The organism is Desulfurococcaceae archaeon MEX13E-LK6-19 (assembly GCA_029637525.1).
Lineage (GTDB): Archaea > Thermoproteota > Thermoprotei_A > Sulfolobales > Desulfurococcaceae > MEX13ELK6-19.
Genome location: CP072660.1, coordinates 565,057 through 589,297 on the forward strand (window position 1 = coordinate 565,057; position 24,241 = coordinate 589,297).

The 24,241-nt window shown below is 40.2% G+C and carries 32 protein-coding genes and 2 tRNA genes; 30 read left to right on the top strand and 4 right to left on the bottom strand.

From position 1 onward, the window contains the following. Positions 1–7: 7 nt before the first annotated feature. On the bottom strand, positions 8–1,864 hold the full coding sequence (locus tag J4526_03265; protein ID WFO75888.1) for an SBBP repeat-containing protein: 1,857 nt from the start codon (positions 1,862–1,864) through the stop codon (positions 8–10). A gap of 143 nt (positions 1,865–2,007) precedes the next feature. Further along, a complete protein-coding gene (locus J4526_03270; GenBank protein ID WFO75889.1) occupies positions 2,008–2,604 on the bottom strand; it encodes a GNAT family N-acetyltransferase in 597 nt (198 codons plus the stop codon). 93 nt (positions 2,605–2,697) lie between these two features. Between J4526_03270 and J4526_03275 the strand changes: the two genes are divergently transcribed. Continuing rightward, complete coding sequence (locus J4526_03275; GenBank protein WFO75890.1) at positions 2,698–3,852, top strand: iron-containing alcohol dehydrogenase; 1,155 nt, start codon at positions 2,698–2,700, stop codon at positions 3,850–3,852. Between the two features lie 26 nt (positions 3,853–3,878). Here J4526_03275 and J4526_03280 read toward each other — a convergent pair. Beyond that, positions 3,879–3,953, bottom strand: a tRNA-His gene (locus J4526_03280). 242 nt (positions 3,954–4,195) lie between these two features. Between J4526_03280 and J4526_03285 the strand changes: the two genes are divergently transcribed. Further along, positions 4,196–4,366, top strand: a complete 171-nt coding sequence (locus J4526_03285; protein WFO76302.1) for a 50S ribosomal protein L40e — start codon at positions 4,196–4,198, stop codon at positions 4,364–4,366. Positions 4,367–4,421: 55 nt separating this feature from the next. Then, positions 4,422–4,496: transfer RNA gene (locus J4526_03290), tRNA-Asp, on the top strand. Positions 4,497–4,526: 30 nt separating this feature from the next. Here J4526_03290 and J4526_03295 read toward each other — a convergent pair. After that, entirely contained in the window at positions 4,527–5,447 is a 921-nt protein-coding gene (locus tag J4526_03295) for an LAGLIDADG family homing endonuclease (protein WFO75891.1), read from the bottom strand. A gap of 140 nt (positions 5,448–5,587) precedes the next feature. On the opposite strand from J4526_03295, the gene J4526_03300 reads away from it, so the two are divergent. From J4526_03300 to J4526_03430, 27 genes are all read left to right on the top strand, one after another. Next, a complete protein-coding gene (locus J4526_03300; GenBank protein WFO75892.1) occupies positions 5,588–5,758 on the top strand; it encodes an AbrB/MazE/SpoVT family DNA-binding domain-containing protein in 171 nt (56 codons plus the stop codon). Positions 5,759–5,861: 103 nt separating this feature from the next. Beyond that, positions 5,862–6,143, top strand: a complete 282-nt coding sequence (locus J4526_03305) for a helix-turn-helix domain-containing protein (GenBank protein WFO75893.1) — start codon at positions 5,862–5,864, stop codon at positions 6,141–6,143. 204 nt (positions 6,144–6,347) lie between these two features. Next, positions 6,348–7,748: an AAA family ATPase gene (locus J4526_03310; GenBank protein WFO75894.1), complete on the top strand. Its 1,401-nt coding sequence runs from the start codon at positions 6,348–6,350 to the stop codon at positions 7,746–7,748. 7 nt (positions 7,749–7,755) lie between these two features. After that, positions 7,756–8,097 (top strand): DUF3227 domain-containing protein, encoded by a 342-nt coding sequence (locus J4526_03315; protein ID WFO75895.1) that lies wholly within the window; start codon positions 7,756–7,758, stop codon positions 8,095–8,097. A 149-nt stretch (positions 8,098–8,246) separates the two neighbouring features. Further along, positions 8,247–9,572, top strand: a complete 1,326-nt coding sequence (gene ffh, locus J4526_03320; protein ID WFO75896.1) for a signal recognition particle protein — start codon at positions 8,247–8,249, stop codon at positions 9,570–9,572. Positions 9,573–9,584: 12 nt separating this feature from the next. After that, the gene (locus J4526_03325) at positions 9,585–10,187 is read left to right on the top strand and encodes a hypothetical protein (GenBank protein WFO75897.1); all 603 of its coding nucleotides are present in this window, start codon (positions 9,585–9,587) and stop codon (positions 10,185–10,187) included. Then, the gene (locus J4526_03330; GenBank protein WFO75898.1) at positions 10,144–11,487 is read left to right on the top strand and encodes a tRNA pseudouridine(54/55) synthase Pus10; all 1,344 of its coding nucleotides are present in this window, start codon (positions 10,144–10,146) and stop codon (positions 11,485–11,487) included. Before J4526_03325 ends, J4526_03330 begins: the two co-directional genes overlap by 44 nt. Positions 11,488–11,542: 55 nt before the next feature. Next, positions 11,543–11,848, top strand: coding sequence for a 50S ribosomal protein L21e (locus tag J4526_03335; GenBank protein WFO75899.1), 306 nt, complete (start codon positions 11,543–11,545; stop codon positions 11,846–11,848). 46 nt (positions 11,849–11,894) lie between these two features. Then, a complete protein-coding gene (locus J4526_03340; GenBank protein WFO75900.1) occupies positions 11,895–12,254 on the top strand; it encodes a DNA-directed RNA polymerase subunit F in 360 nt (119 codons plus the stop codon). Between the two features lie 238 nt (positions 12,255–12,492). Next, positions 12,493–13,062 (top strand): DUF655 domain-containing protein, encoded by a 570-nt coding sequence (locus J4526_03345; protein WFO76303.1) that lies wholly within the window; start codon positions 12,493–12,495, stop codon positions 13,060–13,062. A 49-nt stretch (positions 13,063–13,111) separates the two neighbouring features. Further along, the gene (rsmA, locus tag J4526_03350) at positions 13,112–13,939 is read left to right on the top strand and encodes a ribosomal RNA small subunit methyltransferase A (protein WFO75901.1); all 828 of its coding nucleotides are present in this window, start codon (positions 13,112–13,114) and stop codon (positions 13,937–13,939) included. Positions 13,940–13,959: 20 nt separating this feature from the next. Next, positions 13,960–14,532, top strand: coding sequence for a methyltransferase (locus J4526_03355; GenBank protein WFO75902.1), 573 nt, complete (start codon positions 13,960–13,962; stop codon positions 14,530–14,532). Positions 14,533–14,560: 28 nt separating this feature from the next. Continuing rightward, the gene (locus tag J4526_03360) at positions 14,561–15,253 is read left to right on the top strand and encodes an RNA methyltransferase (protein ID WFO76304.1); all 693 of its coding nucleotides are present in this window, start codon (positions 14,561–14,563) and stop codon (positions 15,251–15,253) included. Further along, positions 15,219–16,271, top strand: coding sequence for a methyltransferase (locus tag J4526_03365; GenBank protein ID WFO75903.1), 1,053 nt, complete (start codon positions 15,219–15,221; stop codon positions 16,269–16,271). The genes J4526_03360 and J4526_03365 overlap by 35 nt, the downstream gene beginning before the upstream one ends. 68 nt (positions 16,272–16,339) lie before the next feature. Further along, on the top strand, positions 16,340–16,867 hold the full coding sequence (locus tag J4526_03370; protein WFO75904.1) for a 50S ribosomal protein L16: 528 nt from the start codon (positions 16,340–16,342) through the stop codon (positions 16,865–16,867). Then, positions 16,860–17,906: a diphthamide biosynthesis enzyme Dph2 gene (gene dph2, locus J4526_03375; protein ID WFO75905.1), complete on the top strand. Its 1,047-nt coding sequence runs from the start codon at positions 16,860–16,862 to the stop codon at positions 17,904–17,906. Before J4526_03370 ends, dph2 begins: the two co-directional genes overlap by 8 nt. Before the next feature lie 6 nt (positions 17,907–17,912). After that, positions 17,913–18,560, top strand: coding sequence for a 50S ribosomal protein L11 methyltransferase (locus J4526_03380; GenBank protein WFO75906.1), 648 nt, complete (start codon positions 17,913–17,915; stop codon positions 18,558–18,560). Next, on the top strand, positions 18,541–19,116 hold the full coding sequence (locus tag J4526_03385; GenBank protein ID WFO75907.1) for an exosome complex RNA-binding protein Csl4: 576 nt from the start codon (positions 18,541–18,543) through the stop codon (positions 19,114–19,116). Before J4526_03380 ends, J4526_03385 begins: the two co-directional genes overlap by 20 nt. A 37-nt stretch (positions 19,117–19,153) precedes the next feature. Then, positions 19,154–19,798, top strand: coding sequence for a DUF2067 family protein (locus tag J4526_03390; protein WFO75908.1), 645 nt, complete (start codon positions 19,154–19,156; stop codon positions 19,796–19,798). 68 nt (positions 19,799–19,866) lie between these two features. Next, on the top strand, positions 19,867–20,142 hold the full coding sequence (locus J4526_03395; protein WFO75909.1) for an RNA polymerase: 276 nt from the start codon (positions 19,867–19,869) through the stop codon (positions 20,140–20,142). Then, positions 20,139–20,492, top strand: a complete 354-nt coding sequence (locus tag J4526_03400; protein WFO75910.1) for a hypothetical protein — start codon at positions 20,139–20,141, stop codon at positions 20,490–20,492. The genes J4526_03395 and J4526_03400 overlap by 4 nt, the downstream gene beginning before the upstream one ends. Positions 20,493–20,542: 50 nt before the next feature. Next, entirely contained in the window at positions 20,543–20,890 is a 348-nt protein-coding gene (locus J4526_03405) for a transcription factor S (GenBank protein WFO75911.1), read from the top strand. Between the two features lie 348 nt (positions 20,891–21,238). Next, positions 21,239–21,985, top strand: coding sequence for a proliferating cell nuclear antigen (pcna) (pcn, locus tag J4526_03410; protein WFO75912.1), 747 nt, complete (start codon positions 21,239–21,241; stop codon positions 21,983–21,985). After that, entirely contained in the window at positions 21,963–23,111 is a 1,149-nt protein-coding gene (locus tag J4526_03415; protein WFO75913.1) for a DNA primase, read from the top strand. The genes pcn and J4526_03415 overlap by 23 nt, the downstream gene beginning before the upstream one ends. Continuing rightward, a complete protein-coding gene (locus J4526_03420) occupies positions 23,102–23,596 on the top strand; it encodes a hypothetical protein (protein ID WFO75914.1) in 495 nt (164 codons plus the stop codon). The genes J4526_03415 and J4526_03420 overlap by 10 nt, the downstream gene beginning before the upstream one ends. 83 nt (positions 23,597–23,679) lie before the next feature. Then, entirely contained in the window at positions 23,680–23,967 is a 288-nt protein-coding gene (locus J4526_03425; GenBank protein ID WFO75915.1) for a 50S ribosomal protein L44e, read from the top strand. Next, positions 23,967–24,176, top strand: coding sequence for a 30S ribosomal protein S27e (locus J4526_03430; protein ID WFO75916.1), 210 nt, complete (start codon positions 23,967–23,969; stop codon positions 24,174–24,176). The genes J4526_03425 and J4526_03430 overlap by 1 nt, the downstream gene beginning before the upstream one ends. The last annotated feature ends 65 nt before the right edge of the window (positions 24,177–24,241 follow it).

Genomic DNA, 24,241 nt, shown 5'->3' on the forward strand with positions numbered 1-24,241 from the left:
GAGTGTTTCAGAACGTGAAAAGAGGTTTTCCGCTGAGTACTCCTCCTCTACCCATTATGAAACCTACTATTAATCCAACGATCAATATTACTGTCGCGACTCCCGATAGTGTTATGAGATCTAGTGTAGGTTGCGTCTCGGTAATGGTTGCTGTTGTGGTTACTAGACTTGTTGTTGTAAAGGTTTTTGTTGCTGTGTAGGGTACTGTTACTGTTTCTGTTGCTATAGTATTCATCATGGTTATTGTTGTTACGTTTACTAGATTTATTGTTGTTACTTCGGCTACTATCTTTTCTGTAGTGGTTGACGTTACTGTTGTGGTTACTGTTGTTGTTATTTCTTTTGTTGTTGTAGTGGTTGATGTTACTGTTTGTATAGAGTATAATGTTACAGTCTTTGTTTTTGTTACTGTTATCACTTCTGTGGGGTATTCTCCTGTAGGTGTGGCTATGTATGCTATTGGTATCACGGCATTTAGTACTACGTTAGTTTGCTGTTGTACAACTAGACTTGTTGTTATTGTTATTATTATTGGTATCTCGTCTTTACTGTGGCCTGTTGGCGATAGATCATATTCTGGTACGGTCTTCTTTGATAGAGTAACGTTGTTAGGATACCCGTTGTCAACCCATATCATATTTTCTGTGGAGGAGAGTGTGCTTAGATAAGCGTCTTCTAGTTTAGCGAGGAATAAGTCTTCGCTTCCACTGCTAAAGCTTGTTGTTGAGCCTGTAATGTATATGTTGTCGTTGACTACCGTTACTGCTGATGAGGAATCGTATTCGCTTCCCCCTATTACTATGAACCAGTCAATGTTACCTGTTTTGGCATCTATTCTTGCCACGAATATGTCTCCTTGATCGGTGTCTGTTGCGGAGTAGCTTGTTGTAAAGCCTGTCACATAGATCTTACCATTATAATACTTTATTCCATAGGGTATGTCGTCTCCGTCTCCACCAAACATCTTGATCCATTCTATTGTCCTGTTTTCGTCAGGCAGTATTTTGGCGACAAATGCATCTATTGTGTCAGTTGTTGTGTTGAGAGTCCATCCTGCTACATATATTGTCTCGTTTTCATCCAAAGTTATCGCGGTAGCTTCATCGCTTTCACTTGTGCCTATTACTTTAAACCACAAAAGAGAGCCTTTGCTCGAAATCTTAGCTACAAATGCATCATATATACCATACCCGTAGCTTGCAGTTTTCCCAACGATATAAATGTTATTTTCATTGTCTAAATACAAACCATTGGCTTCATCAGAGTATGGTCCGCCTATAGTTAATGCCCATATGAGCGATCCATTTTCACTTAATTTCACGACAAGTACATCTGATGATCCTGCGCCAAAACTTCTCGTATATCCTGTAGCGTAAAGGTAGTTGTCGCTTCCCTGTTTAAGCGACTTTAATGAATCTGCTTGGCTTCCTCCTAGAGTAACATACCATATTATGTTTCCAAACCTATCGATCTTTGTTATGTATGCGTCTCTTCCTCCTGCACCAAAACTATATGTTGACCCGGCGACATACATGTAGTCTGTTCCTTTCACGGCTATATCGTAGGCTTCGTCGTCGCTGTTTCCGCCAAATATTATTGAGAATATGAGTCTACCAAGGGGATCTACTTTTGCTACGAATGCCTTTTTTGTTGTATTGCTCCAGCTTAGAGTTGTCCCTGTTATGTATACGTTGTTTCTATAGTCTAGCGTGATCCCGTTGCCCGGTGTCTCGGCCCCTGTCCCACCTATTGTCAGGAACCATGTTGCATACCCGTTTTGTGTCCCGGAATCCGCGTTTAGTGGTGTTGCCAGTACTGCTAGTATTATGGTGAGTATCGTTAGGTAGGATTTGAGCCTCAGCATTGATCACCTCATTCTACCAGTATTATCTATTATTTTGGACGAATAATAAATACTTTATCAATAATTTTGATCTAGTGTATCATTTATTGCTACTTTATTTTATAGTCTGTGCTCTAATTGTTTTTTGTATTTACTATTTTGTTTTATCGTTTTGTTCTCCATAGTTTTACCCATGGTTTGTAGCATATCTGGCGCCAGATCCTATGGGCGGTACCTGGTTTTATGCTGTCTAGTATTTGTCTTATGGTGTACGGCTTTATTGTTTTTATCAAGTAGACGTCGTCTTCATGGCTGCAGGTTATTTTTGTCAGCAAGTTTATTGTCATGTCGTTGTATCTTCTATATAGATCGTCTAGTATTAGTACAGTGTACCCTAGGTCTTTGAACATTTTTATTGATGCTTTGTTTTCTATCGTTGTTGATGCCATGTATGCTATTGTATTTTGGGCTGTTAGTTCTTCTATTGATAGTACTGTTATTTTGCCTATGTTTTGTTTCTGATGCTCTTTTTCCACAGCGATATAGTAGATTATCGTCAGTGTTTTTGTGTCTATGGGTACTGTGTAGTATACTCCTGTCGCTACTGGTTTATTGTCGTGGAGCACTATGATGCTACGGCATATCCTTGTCTTTATGCATTCTACTGCATAGTATGCGTGCAGCGGCCCCATCGTGGACTCTATGATCTCTTGTACTATGCTCGTGTTGCTGGTTTCTATTACTCTGAGTGTGTTCTGCATGTTTTCCTCATTGTCCTTCTGTAGTGTTGTGTCTAATGTTTATTATCTTTGATTTCGTAGATTGTTATTGTTGTCTCGTGTTGGGGTGGTTGTATGTTTGTTGATGGTTTCGTTGTTGATTATAAGGGTGTTCGTGTCTTTTTCGGACGTGGTGTTGTTGGTGGTCTCGGGAGGTTCTTGAAGGGGTTTAGTAGGGTTGCTATTGTTACTGGTAGGTCTTCTGCTAGGGTTAGTGGTGCTCTCGGTGATGTGGTTAGGGTTCTTGAGGAGAATAATGTTGGTTATGATGTTTATGATCGCGTGACTCCTAATCCTTGGGCCAGCCAGGCTGATGATCTTGGCGAGTTTCTTTGGAGGAATGGTTTTGATGCAGTTGTTGCTATTGGTGGTGGTAGTGTTATTGATACTGCTAAGGTTGCATGTGTTATTGCCGCTAGTGGTGGGCGTGCTGTTGACTACTTGTATTGGAGGCGTAGACCCCGTGGCTCGCTTCCGTTGTTTGCAGTGAATCTGACTCATGGTACTGGGAGTGAGGTTGACCGGTATGCTGTTTTAACTGTTGATGAGAACCGGGAGAAACGGGGTATAGCAATCCTCTACCCGAAGGCTAGTGTTGATGACCCGGGTTATACTGTTACGTTGCCTAGGGACCAGACTGTTTATACCACGCTTGACGCTTTTTATCATGCCTATGAGGCGGCTACTTCAAGGTCTTCGACGCCCTATACTTTGCTTCATAGTGTTTCAGCTACCGAGAATATTGCTGGTTTCATCGAGCGTGTACTAAGGGATCCAAGGGATCTTGATGGTAGGTCTAGGCTTCTATATGGCTCGTTGTTAGCGGGGATAGCTATTGATATGAGTGGTACGCATATCATACACGCTATAGAGCATGCATTAAGTGGGTTGAACCCGAAGCTCCCCCATGGCTGTGGCCTCGGGATACTTGGTCCTAGGGCGGTCTACTATACACATAAAGCAAGGCCTTCTGAGTCGGCAGAGATACTCAAGTTACTTGACTCGAGTATAAAGCCCGACCCCGGTGACGCCGGGAAAGCAATGAAGATTATCGAGGAGTTCCAGGAGAAAATAGGGTTCACTAGGAAGCTTAGCGACTACGGGTTCGGTAGAGACGACATCAAAACAGTGACCGGCATGGTTCTAGGAGGGCTCAAGTACCTCCTCGAGGGAACGCCATTCAAGGTAGACGAGCAGATAATCAAAGACATACTAGAACATAGTCTATAGCCGCGTAGACGAGAAGGAGAGTAAAGGGCCCGGGCCGGGATTTGAACCCGGGACCTCCGGGTCCACAGCCCGGCGCTCTATCCAGGCTGAGCTACCCGGGCCACCTAGACAGCTAGTCATCCCGCTGCTTTCACGTGGCCTAGGGTCTTCATCACCCCAGTAAGGGGGCTCCCGGGTAGACCGGGCCCTTGTCCCGGGGCTTCTAATTCACCACTTCTATTTATATTGGTTTCCCTACTACAACACGACGAGCTAGTAAGATTTATTACTCGTCTACACTGTATGGTTGATGGAGAATCAGCAGTACGACAGAAAACAGGGGAAAGGAGGGCAGAAACAAGACATGCCCATAACAGACCCCGTGAAACTAAAAATAGTATACAACCGTGCACTCAACAAACTAGTATGCCGCAAATGCGGAGCACTAAACCCACCAGGAGCAACCAAATGCCGAAGATGCAGAAGCAAAAACCTAAGACCCAAGAAAGTACAGAAACTAGGCAAAATAGGCTAACAACCACAAAACATATAACCCCAAAACAAAAAACACACAAAACCCCGGAGGAAACGCCCCGGTAGTATAGCCCGGCCTAGTATGCGGGCCTGTCGAGCCCGTGACCCGGGTTCAAATCCCGGCCGGGGCGTATCATTCCTTTATACCTTTTCTCTTGCATTTATACAGTTGCCTGATTTATGTCTATTTTACCATTCTCGTCTACTACGAGCACTAACTTATTCTTGTTCATTGTAAGAATGAATGATTGTAGTATCTTATGTATCTTGTAATTTTGATCTTTAAGTCTTTTATTGATCTTTATTAGTTCCTCCATCGTTATTTTGTTCTTATAGTATAGTTGAATTACCTTTGCTTTTGGCAGTCTTTCAATGTTTAATAGGTGATTATCAGTAAGTTTCAAGAAATTGTATACACTTTCAAGTGAATTTATTCTTAGTCTGTAAACACCTGGGGTATATGCATAGACTACGTTTCCTCTTATGGAGTATCTCGAAAATAATTGTTTTTGAATTTCTTTAAGTAATTTCGTATTGCTATTGATTATACAAACCTCGGGCTCAAAGTATAGTCTCTGGTTTTTCTTTCCACGCTTCTTTACGTAAGGCTGTATTGATCCATCGCTATCTATAATACCTGCTAAAAAGGATCTAAACATATAATCTTCTTCAAATACATTAAATTTGTCGAATTCACGTGAAGCTAGTAGCTCAAGTAGTTCTCTGGATACCTTGGCGTAAGCCCTCATTTTATATTTTGCTCGACTATCTTTTCTTACATAGAATCTTATCTTTATCGGTGGTGTAGCTAGCAATAAGAATATGGTGAGGAAACAAATCAGTGTACCCAATCGACTGGTTTCAACATCTATTCTTTTTGTTTGGAGATAAGCTCTATCTATTGAGGCATCTCCTAAACTAAATCCAAAAGCCCATGCATGAACTTCAAGGGGATTCCATTTGATAACTCTTTTCAGTAACTCTCTTAGTGGTATTTCGAAAAGTCTTCTAGCAGTATTTGTGATGTCTATCGTTTTATAAGTGCTGCTTAATTCTCCGGAAGACGTTGTTATATTTATCATAAATACCACGTATTATATATTATTTTTTAGTATTATTTAAACCTTTTTATTACTTCTTATTATTGTTTAATGCTTTTTGTGTTTGAGTAGGTTTTTATGGTGCTTTTTTGTATTGTTTTTTGTTGTGGGGGTGGTTTGTTGTGGGTGAGGGTTTGGAGTTTGTTGGTAGTGTTACTGTGTTGAAGTCTGGTTCGTTGTATCGTGTTACTGTTCCGAAGAAGATTGTTGATAAGATGGGGCTTAAGGCTGGTGAGAAGCTGTTGGTGTACTATGATCCTGGGAGGAATGCTGTGGTTCTCGTGAAACCATGAATTATTGTATTATTGTTTTTTCATTCATACACATATATATTTTATCTAGTGGAACATAATCTAGTTACCTGGAACCCCTCTACGCTATTGAGGGCTTGTGGTTATGCCTGTTACACTAGAGGAGCATATCAGGCTTCTCGGTAGTGTACTCAAAGCTATTGCGGAGAACGAGGGAGTTAGCATAAGTGATTTATCAAGAATGATAGGTAAAAACAGGCCACAAGTGTACACTATAGTCAAGACACTGGAGTCACTAGGGCTCATAACGAAAAAGAAAGTACAAGGATTACCGCCAAAAGTACAAATATACTTATCCAGTAAAGGAAGAATACTCTATGAATGCTTAAGAGAAATATTCATGGAAAACCAAGGGCAAAACAAATAGCAACATAATACTATAAAAACCACTACAAAAACATGTAATAGAAAACTTACCATAAGATAAGTCCACAGTACAATTAAATAGTTAATAGGAATATACCAGATATAAGTCACAGGAATAAATATAACCAACCTCTGCACAGTGTATAAGGGAAGTTTGAATACACGATAAAAACTATACATTATCCTCGCAAAACAGGTGTCTTATGTGCAACGTAACCCTAATCAATGTTTTGTATTCGGTATAAAAGAACTAGACAACATATATTCTAAAGCACTCACACCAGGAACAACAATACTTATAGCCGGAAACCCAGGCGCCGGAAAAACAACACTGGCTGCAACAATATGCTACCACAATGCAATAAGAGGATGTCCTTGTATCTACGTGTCATTCAATGAAGACAAAAACAAGTTCATAAAAAGAATGAAAACCTTCGGAATGGACTTCGAGAAACTAGAGAAAAACAAGCTCTTCAAATACTTGAGACTACCACTACTATCATCAAGAGACATAATAGACGACCTAATAAACGCCATATCAACGGAAATAATAGAGTTCCAAGCAAAAATAGTAGTACTAGACAGCTTCACACCAATAGGACACGCAGTCGAGAAAACAATAAACGCACGAGGACTAATCCAAAACTACGTATACAACATAGCATCACTAATCCAGGGACTAGTAGTAATAATCGCCGAAATACCATTAGGAGAAACCACGATAAAAGTAGGCGACGTAGAATTCGTTGCAGACGTCGTACTAATACTCAAGCACAACATAGAAAACAAACTACTAAACAGAGTAATAGAACTACGGAAACTAAGAGACGCAAGAATCTCGGTAGCAGAAATACCATTCATACTCGTGGAGGGAAAAGGAATACGACTCTTCTACCCGCCAATACAAGAAGAACCACCATCAGCTAAACTAGATGTAGAACTAAAACACCCATGCAAACAATTGGCAGAAGCAATAGAGCCCGTGTATCCAGGAAACAGTATGTTAGTAGTATACCCTCCCGATGCACGAAGCATAATATACACGTACATGCCAATAATAACAATGCTTACAATAAATAAGCTCAAAACACTAATAGTAACCTACAGGTACTCAGTCAAGGAGATAGAGAAATTCGCTAAACAATTACTAAATAAATATGGAATCAATTCAGATGACATAATGAATAATATTATAGTAAAAGCAATAAACCCGGCATCACTAAGCCTCGAGGAAATACTGGGTAAGGAACTAGAACTAGTAGACGAATACAAGCCGGACGCAATGATATTTCATGGCGTGGAAGTAGTTAATTCAATGCATGGCAACAACTCAAAGTACTACATGTTCCTTAGAAACCAGCTGCTATACCATAAATCCAAGGGAATACTAACAATAAGATACATGACACTAGTTGATAAAAAGAAATACTACAAAAACGCCGAGCTATCAGAGATCATAATGAGACTATACTACAAGAAGACCAAGGAAGAAAAACTAGAACCATACCTCTACGTATGGCGGGCAGGAAAAGAACCAACAATACTCACGCCAAAACAGCTGAGTGAATGCTTGAGCGAATGTATTAAAGCATTGAAAGGAGAGTGAAGAAGTAATGAAGGTGAATAAATGGGAAATACTATCACATATAAAACAATACATATCAGAAAAGACGCCAGGATACCTACACTTACTCGACATAATAGCGAGAAGAAAAACAGGAAAAACAGCAATAGAACTACTACTAGAGGACCCGGCGGCCCTATACGAAGTACTCGAAGAATACTATGGAGATAAATCAACAGTGATATTCATATTATCATCAATGTTCTTGAAACCATTAGCGATAAAACTAGGAAACCCCGCGCTAGTGGACGACCTCTTAAACGCGATAATGAAGAAAGACAACAAAGAGTTCTTCAAAATACTCAAGGAGAACGGTTTAGAAATAAAATAACAACATCTTTATTTTACTCATTCTTTATGTTCCCCCTTGTCATCAGGGCTATCTATTATCAAGACATATAACAAAATAATCAATATAGAGAAAAAGGAGTAAGCAAATACTTCTAAACACGTCTACTACACGCTAGGTGTCGAAGAGCAATGGTGCTCGAAGGAGTTAGGAAAGCGCTATCAAAATTCCTTAGAAGCAACAAGGAGTACAAGGAGAGTGTAAACGAGTTCATAAAAGAGCTACAGAAAGAACTAATTAAAGCGGATGTAAACGTCAAGCTAGTCTTCCAGTTAACTAAGGAGATAAAAGAAAGAGCGCTCAAAGAGGAGCCTCCACCGGGTATCAGTAGGAAAGACTGGCTTGTGACAATAGTCTACGAGGAGCTCTCAAAACTATTCGGTGGGGACAAGAAGCCGGAGATAAAGCCGCCGAAGAAACCATGGGTTATCCTACTAGTGGGCCTCCAGGGAAGCGGTAAAACGACAACAGCGGCAAAACTAGCATACTACTATAAGCTCGATGGATACCGTGTAGCACTCGTATGTGCGGATACGTATAGACCGGCAGCCTACGACCAATTAAGACAACTGGGCGAGAAAATAGGGGTACCAGTCTACGGAGAGCCTGAGAACAAGAATGCTGTTGAAATAGCTAAGCGAGGAGTAGAACTATACAAGGAAAAAGACTTCGATATAATAATCGTTGACACAGCTGGTAGACACCATAGGGAGGAAGACCTGCTCAAAGAAATGAAGGATATAGCCAAGGAGATAAAACCTGATGAAGTAGTATTAGTCATCGACGCCGCCATAGGCCAGCAGGCATACAATATAGCAAAGAAATTCCATGAATCAACACCAATAGGCTCGATAATAGTAACGAAACTCGATGGAACAGCAAAAGGAGGAGGAGCATTATCAGCAGTAGCAGTCACTGGAGCCACGATAAAATTCATTGGTACAGGCGAGAAAATAGATGAACTAGAAGTCTTTAACCCAACGAGATTCGTTGCAAGAATACTAGGCATAGGAGACCTAGAAGGACTTCTAGAGCGCGTCAAGAAGACAAAGATCGAGTTCACTGAGAAAGAAGTCAAGGAACTTCTCAGCGGTAAAATAAACATGAGGCTAGTATACAAGCAAATAATAAGTCTGAGAAGAATGGGTCCATTGAAGAAAATATTATCAATGATACCCGGACTAAGTCTCAAAGCACCATTCGACATAGACTTGAGTGCACGTGAAGCCGAGGAGAAAATCAATAAATGGCTCGCAATCATAAACTCGATGACATACGAGGAGCTAGACAACCCCGAGATCATAGATAGAAGGAGGATGAGGAGAATAGCACTTGGAGCAGGCGTGGACATAAACGACGTCAAGGAGCTCATGAAGCAGTACCAGCTAGTCAAGAAATTAGCCAAGCAGTTGAGGAGAAGAAAGGATCTCTTGGAGAAACTCAGGATAGGGATCTAGGAGTTCTAGAGAATGAAGTACAAAAAACGGATAATACTAGTTGAAATAAACAATCCATGTCATGATATCGAGAAAACATCTTCTATTCTCTTATACTCACTAGTGGTATCACATGGGATAAGAGTAGACACAATACTTGTAACATTAACGCATGACAAAATAGTTCTCCTCGAAGGAAAACAATTAAGACACTTGTATCCACAAGAAAACAGTCTTAGAGGATTTGTGAAGGCGGTGTACTGTAAAGAAAAACGATTACCCGGAGTCAAGTACGTGGAGAAAAACATGGAGACATTAAAGAAGTTAATCACAAGCGAATGTATGAGAACAATAATACTGAGGCCATGGGGTGAGGGGCAACCAGTTCATCCATGCGAACTATACCCAGTGTTCAAAACAGCTAATTGTATAGTCATTGATACATGCGGGAAACAATTATTACCTGAGGAATCACGTCAAACAATAATACTTAAGGGTGTAAACGAGAATACCGTAAAGGCAATCGCTATAACCCACTACATTATAGACACTGCTTGCGGCGCATTGATCAGGAGGAAAGGTGAGATAATATATGCAAGAGGATTATGTGGAGAAAGCGAAGAACAATGCAGCTAACATAATAGAGAAAACGATAAGGATCCTGTTGAAACACCCACTTTGTAATCATTGTCTAGGAAGATTATTTGCTAGACTAGGCAAGGGATTAGGAAACGATGAACGTGGATACGCGTTGAAAACGCTGGTATCAATGCTTATTCCGACGGAGGAAGGAGACGATAAACTAAGGGATTTTGTCAAAAAACTTGCTGAAAATGCTGGAGACCCGCTGACAAGACTATACAACGTAGTTTATGGTGAAGACGTAGAGCCTAAGAAATGTAGTTTATGTAATGGAAAAATATCCCGTAAATACTTCGAGGAACTAGCGGATAATGTGATAGAGATACTCAAGGAATACAATGCTACAAGCTTCCTCATCGGAGTAACAATAGATAGGGAAATGATGCTAAAGGAACTAGAGCTCGTTAGAGAAATAGGGATTGATTATAGTGAATCAATAAAAAACGAGATAAAAAGAGAAGTAGGAAAAATAGTCAAGGAGAAAACAGGTATAGAACCAGACTTCACGAGACCAGATATAGTAGCGATAATAGACTATGAGAAAAACACCATACACCCCATCGTCAACCCCATTCTTCTCACCGGCAGATACTGGAAGAAAGCAAGAAACATATCACACACTATATGGAGTGTTGAAGGAGCAAAGAAGTACCCGTACTCCATAGAAGAGTTCCTAGACCATACACTAAACCCCCTCTACGATTCGGATAAAGCAATACTGCATGCATCAGGTCGTGAAGACGTTGATGCAAGAATGCTAGGAACAGGAAGACCAATGGTAGTAGAAATCGTGAACCCTAGGTTCAGGCTCGTTGATACGAATTTGTTAAACGAGTTACTCAAATCAGTAGTTATTGATGCAGAAGTATACGGGGAAGCAACAAGAGAGACGATAAGACTGCTGAAAACAGACTTGTCGAAGAAGGAAAAAATATACAAAGCACTGGTTGTGACGGATCAGCCAGTGAGTGATGATAAACTACGTGAACTCGAGGAGTTCTTCAGAAACAGGACAATCAGGCAGCTAACACCATTAAGAATACTTAGAAGGAAAAAAGAGAGAGAAAGAATTAGGAAGGTATACGAAGTCGTTGTCAATAAGATCTCGGATAGAGTTTTTGAGGCACTGATAAAAAGTGATGGGGGTCTCTACATAAAGGAGTTAATATCAGGGGATCAAGGTAGAACAGATCCAAGTTTTACGTCGGTACTAGGAGTACAAGCATACTGTATAGAGCTTGACGTGATCGGTGTAGAAGTATATCTTCCACGTATACAAAAACCTTTAAATTAAGGGTTCGCTGTTCTAAAACAAGCCAGAGTATATACGGAGGAGATGGTGGCAATAAATGGTCAAGGCACCCAGAGGCTATAGGCATAGAACAAGGAAATTAATGACGAAAAAAGTCAGAGAGCGCGGCGCAATACCTCCACTAAGCCTCCTCTTGTACGAATACAAGGTTGGCGATAAAGTACACATAGTGATAAACCCCTCGGTGCACAAAGGTATGCCTCACAGGAGATTCCATGGAAAAACAGGAGTCATAGTAGGCAAGAGAGGGAAATGCTATATCGTTGAGGTATACTTAGGTGACAAGAAGAAAACACTGATCGTACGGCCTGAGCACCTTAGGCCCGTTAAAACAAGCCAGTAAAACAATTTATTAACAGGAAACAATACTTCAATCATGGTGTTAACCCTTGTCCAGTGAATTAGATATTGAAGTGATTGAGGAAAAACATGTATCAAATCCTGTTGCTAAAAAACTTCTAGAGAAAATAATCAAGCGTATAGAAGAAAAGGAAGGCACTATACCTCTCTTACTACACAAGACCATGGAGTATCTACGCCAGTACTCGAAAATGGATGCAGACAAGGCTGAAGCTCTCGAGAGGGAGCTAAGTGCTTTTGAGTTGAAACCAGAAACCATAGTAATGTTCGTCAACATATGTCCTGAAACACTTGATGAAGCCAGAACCCTACTTGTACTGGAGGAAAGAACTATCGATACTGAAGAACTAAACAAGATCCTGGAAGTTGTAAAGAAGTATTGCTCATAAGAATCTCTTTATGAGATATAAATACTTCTTGGAAATCTAAACTAACTAACTTAAATAATCTGGGTCTACATTATTATATTGACAAGACCAATGCATAAAACACTCTCTAACATGTAAAAGGTGATCAATTACCGTGTACCAGCCGCGTAGGCCAAGACAACCCTTTGGCCCGCCCGGGCCTTCTAGGAGAAGAGGGAGAGAAGAACTTAAGGAGACTAGTGTTTATATTCTCGACTTCATGCCGTTTGGCAATCCATTGGATAAATATGTTGAGTATAGGAATAAACCTGTTGCACAAGCCATAGGAACAAGGTTCTTTACACTACTTGAAGTAGAACCCTATCCTGGTGTTGACCTGAGACCCGGCGAGAAAGTAGAGCTTGACAGGGAGTCAAAGATCAAGAGGATTATTGGTAGGATATCGTATGACGATCTTACATCTACGGCTAAGGATAATCTGGAGGGTATTGTCAGAAAGATTGTTGAAGAGAACGAGAAAGTATTCGTGGACTTCTTTAATAAAGCAGGGCCCATAACACTTAAACTGCACACACTTGAGCTCCTGCCTGGAATAGGTAAAAAGACCATGAAATTAATACTTGATGAACGAAGGAAAAAGCCTTTTGAATCATTTCAGGACATACAAGAGAGAGTTAAACTAAGTGATCCCGTGAAAACAATAGTCGACCGTATACTAGTGGAGCTTCGTGGCGAAGACAAGTACTATTTATTCATAAAACCGCCGAGACATAAAATAGGTCCTGGGACGATATATATTGGTTACCTAGAGAAAGTACGGCACTTCTAATAGGTTACCGTAAAATTGTCGATTGAAATAAATGTGAAGGTACCATCCTTTGTCCAAACCTCCTTTGTCATCAACTAGAATGCTTCTAATATGGACAAGGAACAAGCTGAAAGAATATGGTATAAAACCCAAGGAAAAATACAGCCAGTCTTTTGTAGTAAGTCCTTTTCTTGTACTTGATATTGTGGGTAAGGTTCGTGAATTAGCGTGTAGAAATGTTATAGAAGTAGGGAGTGGTCTTGGAACTATAACGTATTACTTGTCTTCATACAGTAGAGTTCTGGCAATAGAAATAGATCCATTACTTGCCGTTGCTACAAGAAATACTGTCGAAAACAAAAATAGCTGCATAGTAGTAAATGGCGATGCTCTTGAAATCGACTGGTGTACTGAATGTATTGTATCAAATACTCCCTACCATATATCATCTGACTTAATAATAAAGATTGCAAGAACCAATGCTGTGAAGAAGGCGGTTCTTGTTTTACAGAAAGAAGTAGCTGAAAGACTAACTGCTAAGCCAGGTACCAACAGCTATGGGAGACTAACGATCATCACAAAAATATTGTTTAATGTGGAAACAGTCCGGACATATCCACCATCTTGTTTCTATCCCCAACCAAAAGTGTATTCACGGTTAGTAGTACTTGAGAGAAAGAAGAATTACGATAAACATACTGAGATACTAGAGGAGATTACAAGACTCCTTTTTAGCGAGCGAAGGAAAAAAGCTATACGTGTCCTTGAGAGAAAACTTGGTGTTAAAAGAGATGAAGCACGGAGGCTTGGTATTAGTGATGAAGCCAGAGTCTATGAGCTGGAGCCAAGGGTTTTGCTAGAGATAGCAAGACTGGTAATGGAAAGAAAGTATTCATAGATGACACAACATGGATTACCGTGTTCAACGGAGTATACGAACCAGCTGAAGACACATGGCTTCTCCTGAAAATAATTAACGCAGATCTGATTAAGGGAAAGACCTTAGTTGATGTATGTACGGGGAGTGGTGTAATAGGGATCTACCTGGTGTTAAAAAACATTGTTTCTAAGGCAATACTGATCGATATAGATGACAATGCTGTCCATAACGCGTATCACAACGTTGTGGAGAAGAATATTTCCAGCAAAGCAATTGTGTTGAAATGCGATTTATTGTCATGTATCGGTAACAAAAGCGTAGAAGTAATAACAGCTAATCCACCATACCTGCCTAGGGAAAACAGGACTATGTTCAGAGACGTAGATGCAGGTCATAGAGGCATAGAAATCCTATCAAGAATTATTGAGCAGTCATCAGAGAAACTTAAAGATAATGGTGTTCTCTACATAGTATTCTCCTCACTAACTGGAAAAGAGGAAGTATTCTCGCTTCTAAGAAAACATGGTTTCAAAGTAAATAGAGAAGTTTATGAACATTATTTCTTTGAAGACATAATAGCTGTGGAGGCGATTCTTAGTGAAACAAGTTAGGGTAGTGCTTGTCGAACCAGAAGGGGCTATGAATATAGGTTTTGTTGCAAGAACATGTATGAACTTCGGTGTCGAGGAACTCTATATAGTTAATCCAAAAGCTAGTCTTGAAGAAGCTAGGAGATATTCCGCCAAAGCTGTTGGTCTTCTCGAGAAATCAGTGATTGTTAATACACTTGATGAAGCATTAGAGGGAGGGGACATCATTGTAGCGACGTCAGCTAAAGGCTATAGTGAAGGAGATTACGTGAGGCAGGCGGTGCCCGTAAGAGAATTTGTTGAAAAAATGGTTACTGGTAAAGAGAAAATAGTCCTTCTCTTCGGCCGCGAGAGTACTGGTCTTACGCGAGAAGAAATCAAGAAAGCACAGGTACTAGTAACCATACCTGCTAACCCAGTGTATCCAGTACTAAACTTGAGTCATGCAGTAGCGATAATACTCTACGAGTTATGGGTGAAGCTATCCAATATTCAATGCAATGTTCCTCCACCAGCTCCGCCAAACAAGATAAATGAGATCATAACTTTATTCGACGAGCTTGTGAAGAAACTTAGACTACATGAGACCAAGGCTGAGCGTATACACCATATAATAAGGAGTATACTCTATAGGAGTAGGCTTAGTGAGTATGAAGCAAGACTTCTTGTGTACCTGTTAAGGAAGACGCTGCGGGGTTTAGAGAGTATTGAAGATAGCCTTTACGGTGAATCCAGGGATTGAAGATATCGTTGCAGAAGAAGCCCGTGCGGAACTGGGTGGAAAACCTGTATACAACATGTTGTCTGGCTATGTATTCCTTGAAGAACCTAAACAAGGTATTGAAGGAATCTACAGGCTTAGAACAATAAATAGGGCAATGATCCTCCTAACAGTCATAGACAATATTAGACCCGACTACTCCTATTTACCAGAATTAAAAGCCATTCTCGAAAAGAATCTAGGTAACATTGTTGAATACGTGACGCCAGAGACAAGCTTTGCAGTACAAGTAGAGAGAATGGGTAGGCACGAGTACACGTCAATGGATATAGCACGTATTGTAGGCGATGTAGTGATTTCTATTACAACAAAATTCTATGGACGAAGACCACCAGTTAACCTGAGGAACCCCAATATAATAGTCCATGTTTTCCTCAGAGAGGAACGATTACTAGCAGGAATAGTGCTCACGGGCCCCTGGAGTATGCATAGACGCGGGTATAGAGTATATGACCACCCGGCAGCATTGAAGCCAACACTGGCTGCAGCAATGCTATACATTTCGGGGACACGCGACAAACAAGTTATAGTAGACCCTATGTGTGGTGGCGGAACAATACCTATAGAAGCAGCTCTTCTACATGAAGACGCTGTAATTATTGGTACTGACATAAATCCCGTTCACATTAAGGGCGCTAGATATAATGCTGTAGCAGCCGGTGTCGCGGGGAAAACAACGTTTAAGGTATGGGATGCTCGCCGTATACATGAATTGCTCTCAAATATTGATCATATGATCCTCAATCCGCCTTATGGAATACGTTACGGGGATCCATGGAGTATAAGGCGTCTATACAGGAAATTCCTTGAGTCAGCATGGAAAGCACTTAATGACGGGGGGAGACTAACGATGATAACTACAGAATTCAGTTATGTACATAGAATTGCGGAGGAAATCGGGTACAAGATAGTGCATGAGAGAACAGTGTTCCACGGAAATCTCTATCCTCACATAATGGTTCTGGAGAAGAGTAGATAAGAGGAAATACCTTTATAAAGAACACTAGGTTATCCACAAGAGTAGGGTTATGGAGAGGGCGGATAAGAATGCCTTTGAGACCAGCGAGATGCTATACACACTTTTCAGGCCCACCCTACACTAGGAAGGAGTATATACCCGGTGTTCCACAGCCAAAGATCGTCAAGTTCGAGATGGGTAACATACACGGAGACTATGATTACGTTGCATACCTCGTTATGAAAGAGGCGGGACAGATAAGACATAACGCACTGGAAGCAGCACGTGTAATGGCTAACAAGTATCTTAGCACTGAGGTTGGTGATAACAACTACTTCCTAAAGATACGTGTATACCCACACCACGTGCTAAGAGAGAACAAGATGATGGCTTTCGCTGGTGCAGACCGTCTACAAGATGGTATGAGACAGGCTTTCGGTAAACCAGTTGGTGTTGCAGCAAGAGTATATCCTGGAACAATAGTCATGGAAGTTCGTATAAAGAAGGAGCACGTACAACACGCCAAGGAGGCTCTCAGAAGAGCAGCTTCAAAACTACCTCTACCAGCAAGAATAGTATTCAAACCATTAAAGCCAGGGCTCAAGCCTATTGCCTGACAAAGAACCCCCGCCATACGAGATTAATTACGAGGAAATAGTTTCTTTCATAAAGAAAAACAATTGTACACGTATTCTCTTACAAGCACCAAATGGTCTAAAGACGATTCTACCACATATCATCCAAGAGCTTGAAGATAAACTGAGAAACTATAGTATCGAAATATATGTCTCGGGAACACCTTCTTATGGTTCATGTGATATCGCTGTGGATGAAGCAGAAGCTATTGGTGCACAAGCCATTATACATATTGGGCATAATAAGTATCCCCACATGCAAGTAGAGCCGAAGCTACCCGTGTACTATGTTCCAGCATACTACAGCAGACCCGTTGACAAAGAATTTATGGAGTACATAGCATCGTTTCTAGAAAAGAATCGGGCTAAGAGAGTACTACTAGCTGCCAGTATACAGTATGTTAAGCAGGCTAGGCAAATCCACGAATTCCTTGAGGGAAAAGGATTCAATGTAATCAAGGGGACTCCAAGACATAAAGTGATGGAGGATTATCAGGTCATAGGATGCGATTATACTGCATTAGACTCCCATGAACATTACGACTTGATAATCATTATCTCCTCTGGGTTATTCCATGCACTAGGAGCGTGTTTGTATAAACGTGATAAAAAGGTCATTCTCGCCGATCCATTGAAGCGTGAAATAAAAGACCTGGGGGATGAGTGTAGGAAAATTATTGCGAAAAGGTTGTATATTGTATCGAAAATTATTACGGATGGCTATAGTATTGTTGGATTAACTACTGGTACTAGACCCGGGCAATGCAGGCTGTCTCTCATGGAGTACTTATCTAAGCTTTTCAAAGAGAAAGGAGCACGTGTCGTAAGAATAGTATCGCACTACATTACACGTGAAGTGTTGGCAGCTATCGATAATGCTTTCAATGTAGACTTCTTTGTTGTAACGAATTGTCCAAGGTTAGCAATAGATGATCTAAGTGATTTTTATAAACCAGTTTTGACTCCTGGAGAAGCATTAATGGTTCTAAAGGAGTCACTAGACTACGTGTTCCCATGGTAGAGAATGTTGGTTGACAAAAAAGAACTCGAATTATCTCTAGAGAATACACCCGAGATTAGAGAGCCTAGAGAGGAGCTGGAACAATACACGACACCACCAAGTATAGCAGCATCTCTATTATGGGAAGCGTTAATGCGTAATGATATAGTTGGAAAAACCGTTCTTGATCTAGGATGTGGGAGTCTGAGGCTAGGCATAGGTGCGCTCCTACTTGGTGCTAAAAGGGTAATTGGAGTAGATATAGATTACAAGGTTCTTCTAGAAGCAAGAAACTGGCTTAGAGAAAACAATTTGTACCATAGAACCCTCTTGATTACTGGAGATGCTGGCTACATAGAGTTGAAGAACGTTGATACAACAATAATGAACCCTCCGTTTGGAGTAAAACCTTGTAGAAGAGGTGCTGATACGTTGTTTCTTAGAAAGGCATTAAGTATCTCTAGAAGCGTATATAGTATCCATAAGGACAGCCCTGGCTTCAGAAGTCTTTTAAAAAATATTGCTGAAGCATTTAATAGCAGGATATCTTATATTAGTAGAGCAAGATATCCTATAAAGATGATGTTGCCTCATCATAGACGTAGAGTGTACCGGATCGATGTATTACTAGTAGCTATCAGGAAAGGTGGATACCATGGAGACGCAGAAGAGTAGACAAGGAAACCTCGTTACACCTGGAGACAAGATATGTGTTATTGAAGAGTATCTCCCTGGCTCTGGGACATACGATTATATTGACGGGTGGGTTAGGTCAGCTCTTGTTGGCAGAATTGTTATTGATAGAAACCAGAGAATGATTGTAGTTAGACAAGTCAAAAACCGTCCTTACACACCCAAACCAGGTGATATAGTCATAGGAGTTATAGCGAGTATGTCTGACGACCTCGCGTTTATTAACATAATACAAATTGAAGGAAAAACCTCTCCATCAACATCTTTTACGGGTGTTCTACATATCTCCCAAGCCAGCGATAAATATGTTGAAACAATGTATGATGTGATCAGATTAGGGGATATAATTAGAGCAAAGGTATTGAATGATAGAATACCCTACCAACTATCACTTAAGGGACCACAGTTTGGCGTCATAGCTGCTATGTGTAGTAAGTGTGGTGGAATGTTGAAGAAGAAAAGCGAGGAAATACTCTATTGCCCTAGATGCGGTAATGTTGAGAAAAGAAAAGTCTCAATAAAATACATGGTTAAGTAGCTTCTACACTACCTAGTGTTTTTGGTGGAGAATCCTCATGCCTATAATCAAGAGAGTATTCTTTATACCTTGCAGAGGCGATGAATGTCTTAAACTAGCTGAATTAATAAAAGACAATATCACGACATTAGAAGCAGCCATTGAAGTGAAAGAACACGGTATAGAAGTGACTCTATACGGGTATAAAACAGATATAAAGAGAGCTTGGGTAAAAGTCAAGCAAATTGTATCACTACACAAAGAATTGTCCAGCCTAAGTGGTAAAGAACATAAACGAATACCTGTGGACTACCTGGTCTCCTTAACTCGAAAGACATTCCCACCGATTCTCTTAGTCGAGATACTGTCCAGGAAAGGATACAAGGCGAAGTATTCCAATGGTGTCATCGAGACGAATGCTGATATAGAATTTCTGAAAAACGTTATTGAGAAAATTGCTGAAGTCTATGAGGAGATTAAGTATAGTGTTCGAGGCACAACGACAAAGTATTTTGTTGCAGCAGCATCAATAATACTTGATCTCGATCCAAACTACGTTATTGAGGAAGGATTGAAAAAAGGTTTGCTACGAAGTGATGAAGAAGAAAAACCCAGACTTACCAAGGAGTGGAGACAAGCCCTAAAAGAATTCATGGAGAGTATTAGCAGTGAAATCCCAGGAGATCTCGAGGAGAACCCCTAAACTTATAATAGTGCGTATCTGTGGAGTAGAAAAGGAGTCTGTCATAATGACTAATGTGGTGTAGTTTTATGGAGATAGAGGTTAAGAAAGTCTCTGAAAGAGAAATAGTGGTGATTGTTAGAGGAGAAGGACACACTCTTGGCAACCTCTTAGCTAAGCAAGCTATGATGCATCCACATGTAGTATTTGCCTCATACAGAATACCTCATCCCCTACAGGACAGAATGGAGATCTCAATAGCTGTTGATGAAAACTATTCTGTAGACAAGGCATTGAAGGAAATTATTGATGCAATAAAAACCACGTTGGAGGAATTCAAGAAAAAACTTGAGGAAACACTTTGAAGAAGGAAGCAAGAATACTATTCTTAAAAGAATGCAGTAGAGGCTATGCATTTATTGTTTGTCGCGGCAAGTCTATTGAGGAGATCTCAATTCATAGAGGATATGATCTACGTGAAGGGCTGAAGAAACTAAAAACACTAGAGGAAATCAGGTATTTCTATTGTATTGATTCGTGTGAACAAGGCGTTATAGGCTCCCTTGGGATCAAGTGTATAAGATACAGTGTGCTAGACCCCGATATTCTTTTCAATATCAAGCGTGTATTGAGTTCTCTATGTTACATCATAGATGTGTTTGGTAAATCAAAACCTATTTCAGTCACTCATGTATGCATTAGTAAATCCTATTAATCTCTATAACAATTCCTAAAGACCTAGACCCTAAGTAAAAGGTGATCACAATGAAGTTTTGCCCAAAATGCAGGTCAATAATGGTGCCTAAGAGAGAGGAAGGAAAGGTAGTATTCGTGTGTCCTCGGTGCGGATATAAATTAGAGCCAACGAGCAAAACTGAGTTAACAATGTATAAGAAGAGAGATGTTATCGAGCACACAGAGAAAGAGAAAACTATCGTTATCAGCAAGGAAGAAGAAGTTAAAGGGCTACCTGTAACAAGGGATGTTGTCTGTCCCAAATGTGGTAATAGAGAAGCATACTATTGGTTTTTGCAGACTAGAGCGGCAGACGAGCCTCCTACGAGATTCTTTAGATGTACTAAGTGCGGGTATGTGTGGAGAGAATACGACTAACTTAATCCATTATTTATTTTAAGAGATCGGATCTGGGTGTATGATATAATGCAGGATACCGTATTTAATGATGAGTTTTTAAAGAAGGTTTTCTATAAACTTAATAACATTTTGACCGAGGCGTATCATTCAACGCCAAACTATATTTCATCTAAAACATTGATTGAAAGAGCTTTACTCATAACGCGCTCAATAATTAATTGTCTGGAAAGTAGTGGAAGGAAACCAAGTGCTGGTGAAAATAAAAAAGTACACATAAATGTTTCCTAAGTGGAGTTTATATATCAACACTGCATAACTCTTAATATCGTGGGGTTGGGAAATTATTTTCTAGCGTGAGGTGTCGGTATGAGGATACTATTCTTTGATGCAAGAGTATGGAGATACGCTATAAACGCTGTAAGCAAGATAATAGAGGAGGCAGCTTTCGTCATCAATAATGAAGGGTTTAGATTAAAGGCAATTGATGCTTCTCGTGTCGTACTGGTCGACTTTATTATGCCAAGCTCTAGTTTTGATGAATTCGAAGTAGAGAAAGAAGAAGTTATAGGAGTAAATCTAGAGGATTTATCAAAGATCCTTAGGAGAGCGACTAAAGCTGACAAACTAGAGCTGAAAACACTTGAGGCAGGAAGACTTGCTGTATCATTTATTGGTAAGGGTACAAGAACCTTTATCATACCATCAATTGAGACAACGGCTGAGAAACTACCTGAACTAAAGATTAAGTTCACTGTTAGAACAAAGATGATGAGCACTATTCTAAGAGATACAGTTAAGGACCTTGAGCCTATTGGTGATGCTATAGAGTTCCTGGCAAGACCCGATACACCAGTACTTAAGGCGAGAAGTTCAGGAGACCTAGGTGATGCAGAGATCGAGTTATCTGAGGAAATGGGTAGTCTCATAGAGTATTCTGCTGAAGAGGAAGCTAAAGCGATATATTCAACGGACTACTTGTCAGATATAGTTTCAGCAGCACAAGCAGCTGATGAAGTCATATTTGAGTTTGGTACAGCGATACCATGCAAAATAGAGTTCATACTTCCTCAGGAAGGCCGGTTGATATTCTATGTCGCGCCTAGGACTGAGTAATAGAAAATTTCTTCAAGATCTTCTTTACAAATACTATTCTCTAGAACCACTCAAGGAGCCTAGACTACTTCCTAAAAGGGAAATTGCCGTACAGCCTATTGGTAGTAAATCTTATGTAAGGCATTTGTCTTTTCCGTCAATGTCTATGTTGTATAAATACATTTTATCGAAACCCCCACTACACTTGTACTACTCATCAGCAATATACGATAATCCCTCTTCCGAAGACATGGAGTCAAAAGGTTGGCTTGGCTCAGATCTCATTTTTGATATAGACTCGGATCATTACCCGGGTTGTAGTGATGTAATCAGAATTTGTCCTAAATGTGGTTCTCTTGTTGGAGAAGAAGGTAATAAATGCCCTAATTGTGGTTCTGAAGAACTGGTAAAAATTCCTCTATTTGACGAAAAGTGTTTGGAGATGGCTTGGAATGATGTGATAAAAATAATTGATGTAATGGAGAGAGATTTTGGTGCAAAACAGTATGAAGTAGCATTTTCTGGTCATAGAGGTTTTCATGTAAAGTTTGAAGACGACTTCTTTAAAGACCTTGGGAGGGACGAGAGAAGAGTTATAGTTGATTACTTGACATTGAAGAATATATCTCTTGAGAAAATACTACAACCTACTGGAAGAGGAAGACGAAAAGACAAGGTATTGTTTTACAAGAGAAACGAGTACGGGTTTAGAGCAAGACTAAGAGACTCTGTTTTGAGTGCTCTGGAGTATAGGGATCTTGGCGATGTTATTGAAGCAGACTATAATGAGGTCGAGAAAATAGCTATGTTATGGAAAGTGGAAGTAGATCCTGTAGTCACTATGGATATCTCTAGGTTATCTAGATTCATAGGTTCAATAAACGGAAAAGCTGGATTAGCCGTCTGTGAACTCGATCCTGACAAGGGGCTCGAGCCGGTCTTTGATAAATATACTGTGTTCAGAGGAGAAGCTATTGTTGTCCCTCGAGTCGATCTCCCTGAAGTGAGAATTCTTGGCAGAAAGGTAAAATTGACTAAAGGCGAGAAAACTAAACTGGATGCTACGCTGGTTTTCTATCTAGCTGTCAGGGACCTGGTTGATGTTGTTGACTATAGTGGTGTAGAAGTGGTGAAGCCATGCAAATGAAGTATCTTAGCCTGGCACGTGATGAACTACTGTCGAGCAAGATACTTAAAATTACAAGAGAAGACATTGAGGATTTCCATAAAGAATTATACCAGACAATAATTGATGTCAGGAGAGCTGGTGGGCTTTCACGGGAATATTTTTCAAAATACTTAAAGAAAATACTTGTTGACGCTGAGCTCTTGATCAGAGTAAGGCTCTTGAAGGCAGTCGCAGGTCTCGATATAGAGAAGGGTTCTTTTGACGAAATTGTCCTTGAAAATATTAATAATGTTATCGCGTTTCTAGCGAAATACATTGTGGGGCTTTTACTCACTACTCCCGATGGTAAAGTGTTGATGCGTGTAAAAGAAGAGGTGTCGTTTAGGAAAGCAAGGTATAGACCTGGTGACATAGTCGCTCTTGATCTAAATAAAGCGGTTCTGTATGTGCTCTCGGGTATAGCTGTACCTGTAGAGTCTGTTTTCGCTGGAATTACCTCGTGATTATGGTAAGCTTTAATATCTCTAATACACTAGACATGGAAGGTAGCGAGGAAGAGAGTATAACAGCGGTATGGGGAGGCTCAATGAAGTTTCCTAAAGTAATAGTAACTTATTGTCCTCGTTGTAAAACACATACTGAACATAGTGTAACAATATACAAGCATGGCAAAAGAAGAGCTCTTGCTGAGGGAGAAAGAAGATATAGAAGAAAACAAGAAGGTTATGGTTCTAAGAGGAAGCCTGAACAGAAAAGATTTGCTAAAGTAACAAAAAAGGTTGTATTGAAGCTTAAGTGCAGGAAATGTGGCTACATACTACACAGGAGAGGAATTAGGCTAAAGAAAGTCGAGTTGGTTGAGGTGGCTAAGTAATGGTTAAGAAACGGAAGATCCTTATACCTCAACCACGTAGCCGTTTCCTTAAAGTAGTGTGCAAAGTTTGTGGAGCTGAAAACATTGTTTTCAGTCATGCAACATTCCCGGTTAGATGCAAGGTTTGTGGTACACAGCTGGTCAGGCCAACAGGAGGTAAAGCAGAGATTATAAGAAAGAATGCTGAAGTCGTGGCCGAGCTTGGATAAACTTATTTTATTTCATTGATTAATCAGGCGAACTCAATTTATATTATTCCTGCTCTTACTCTTAT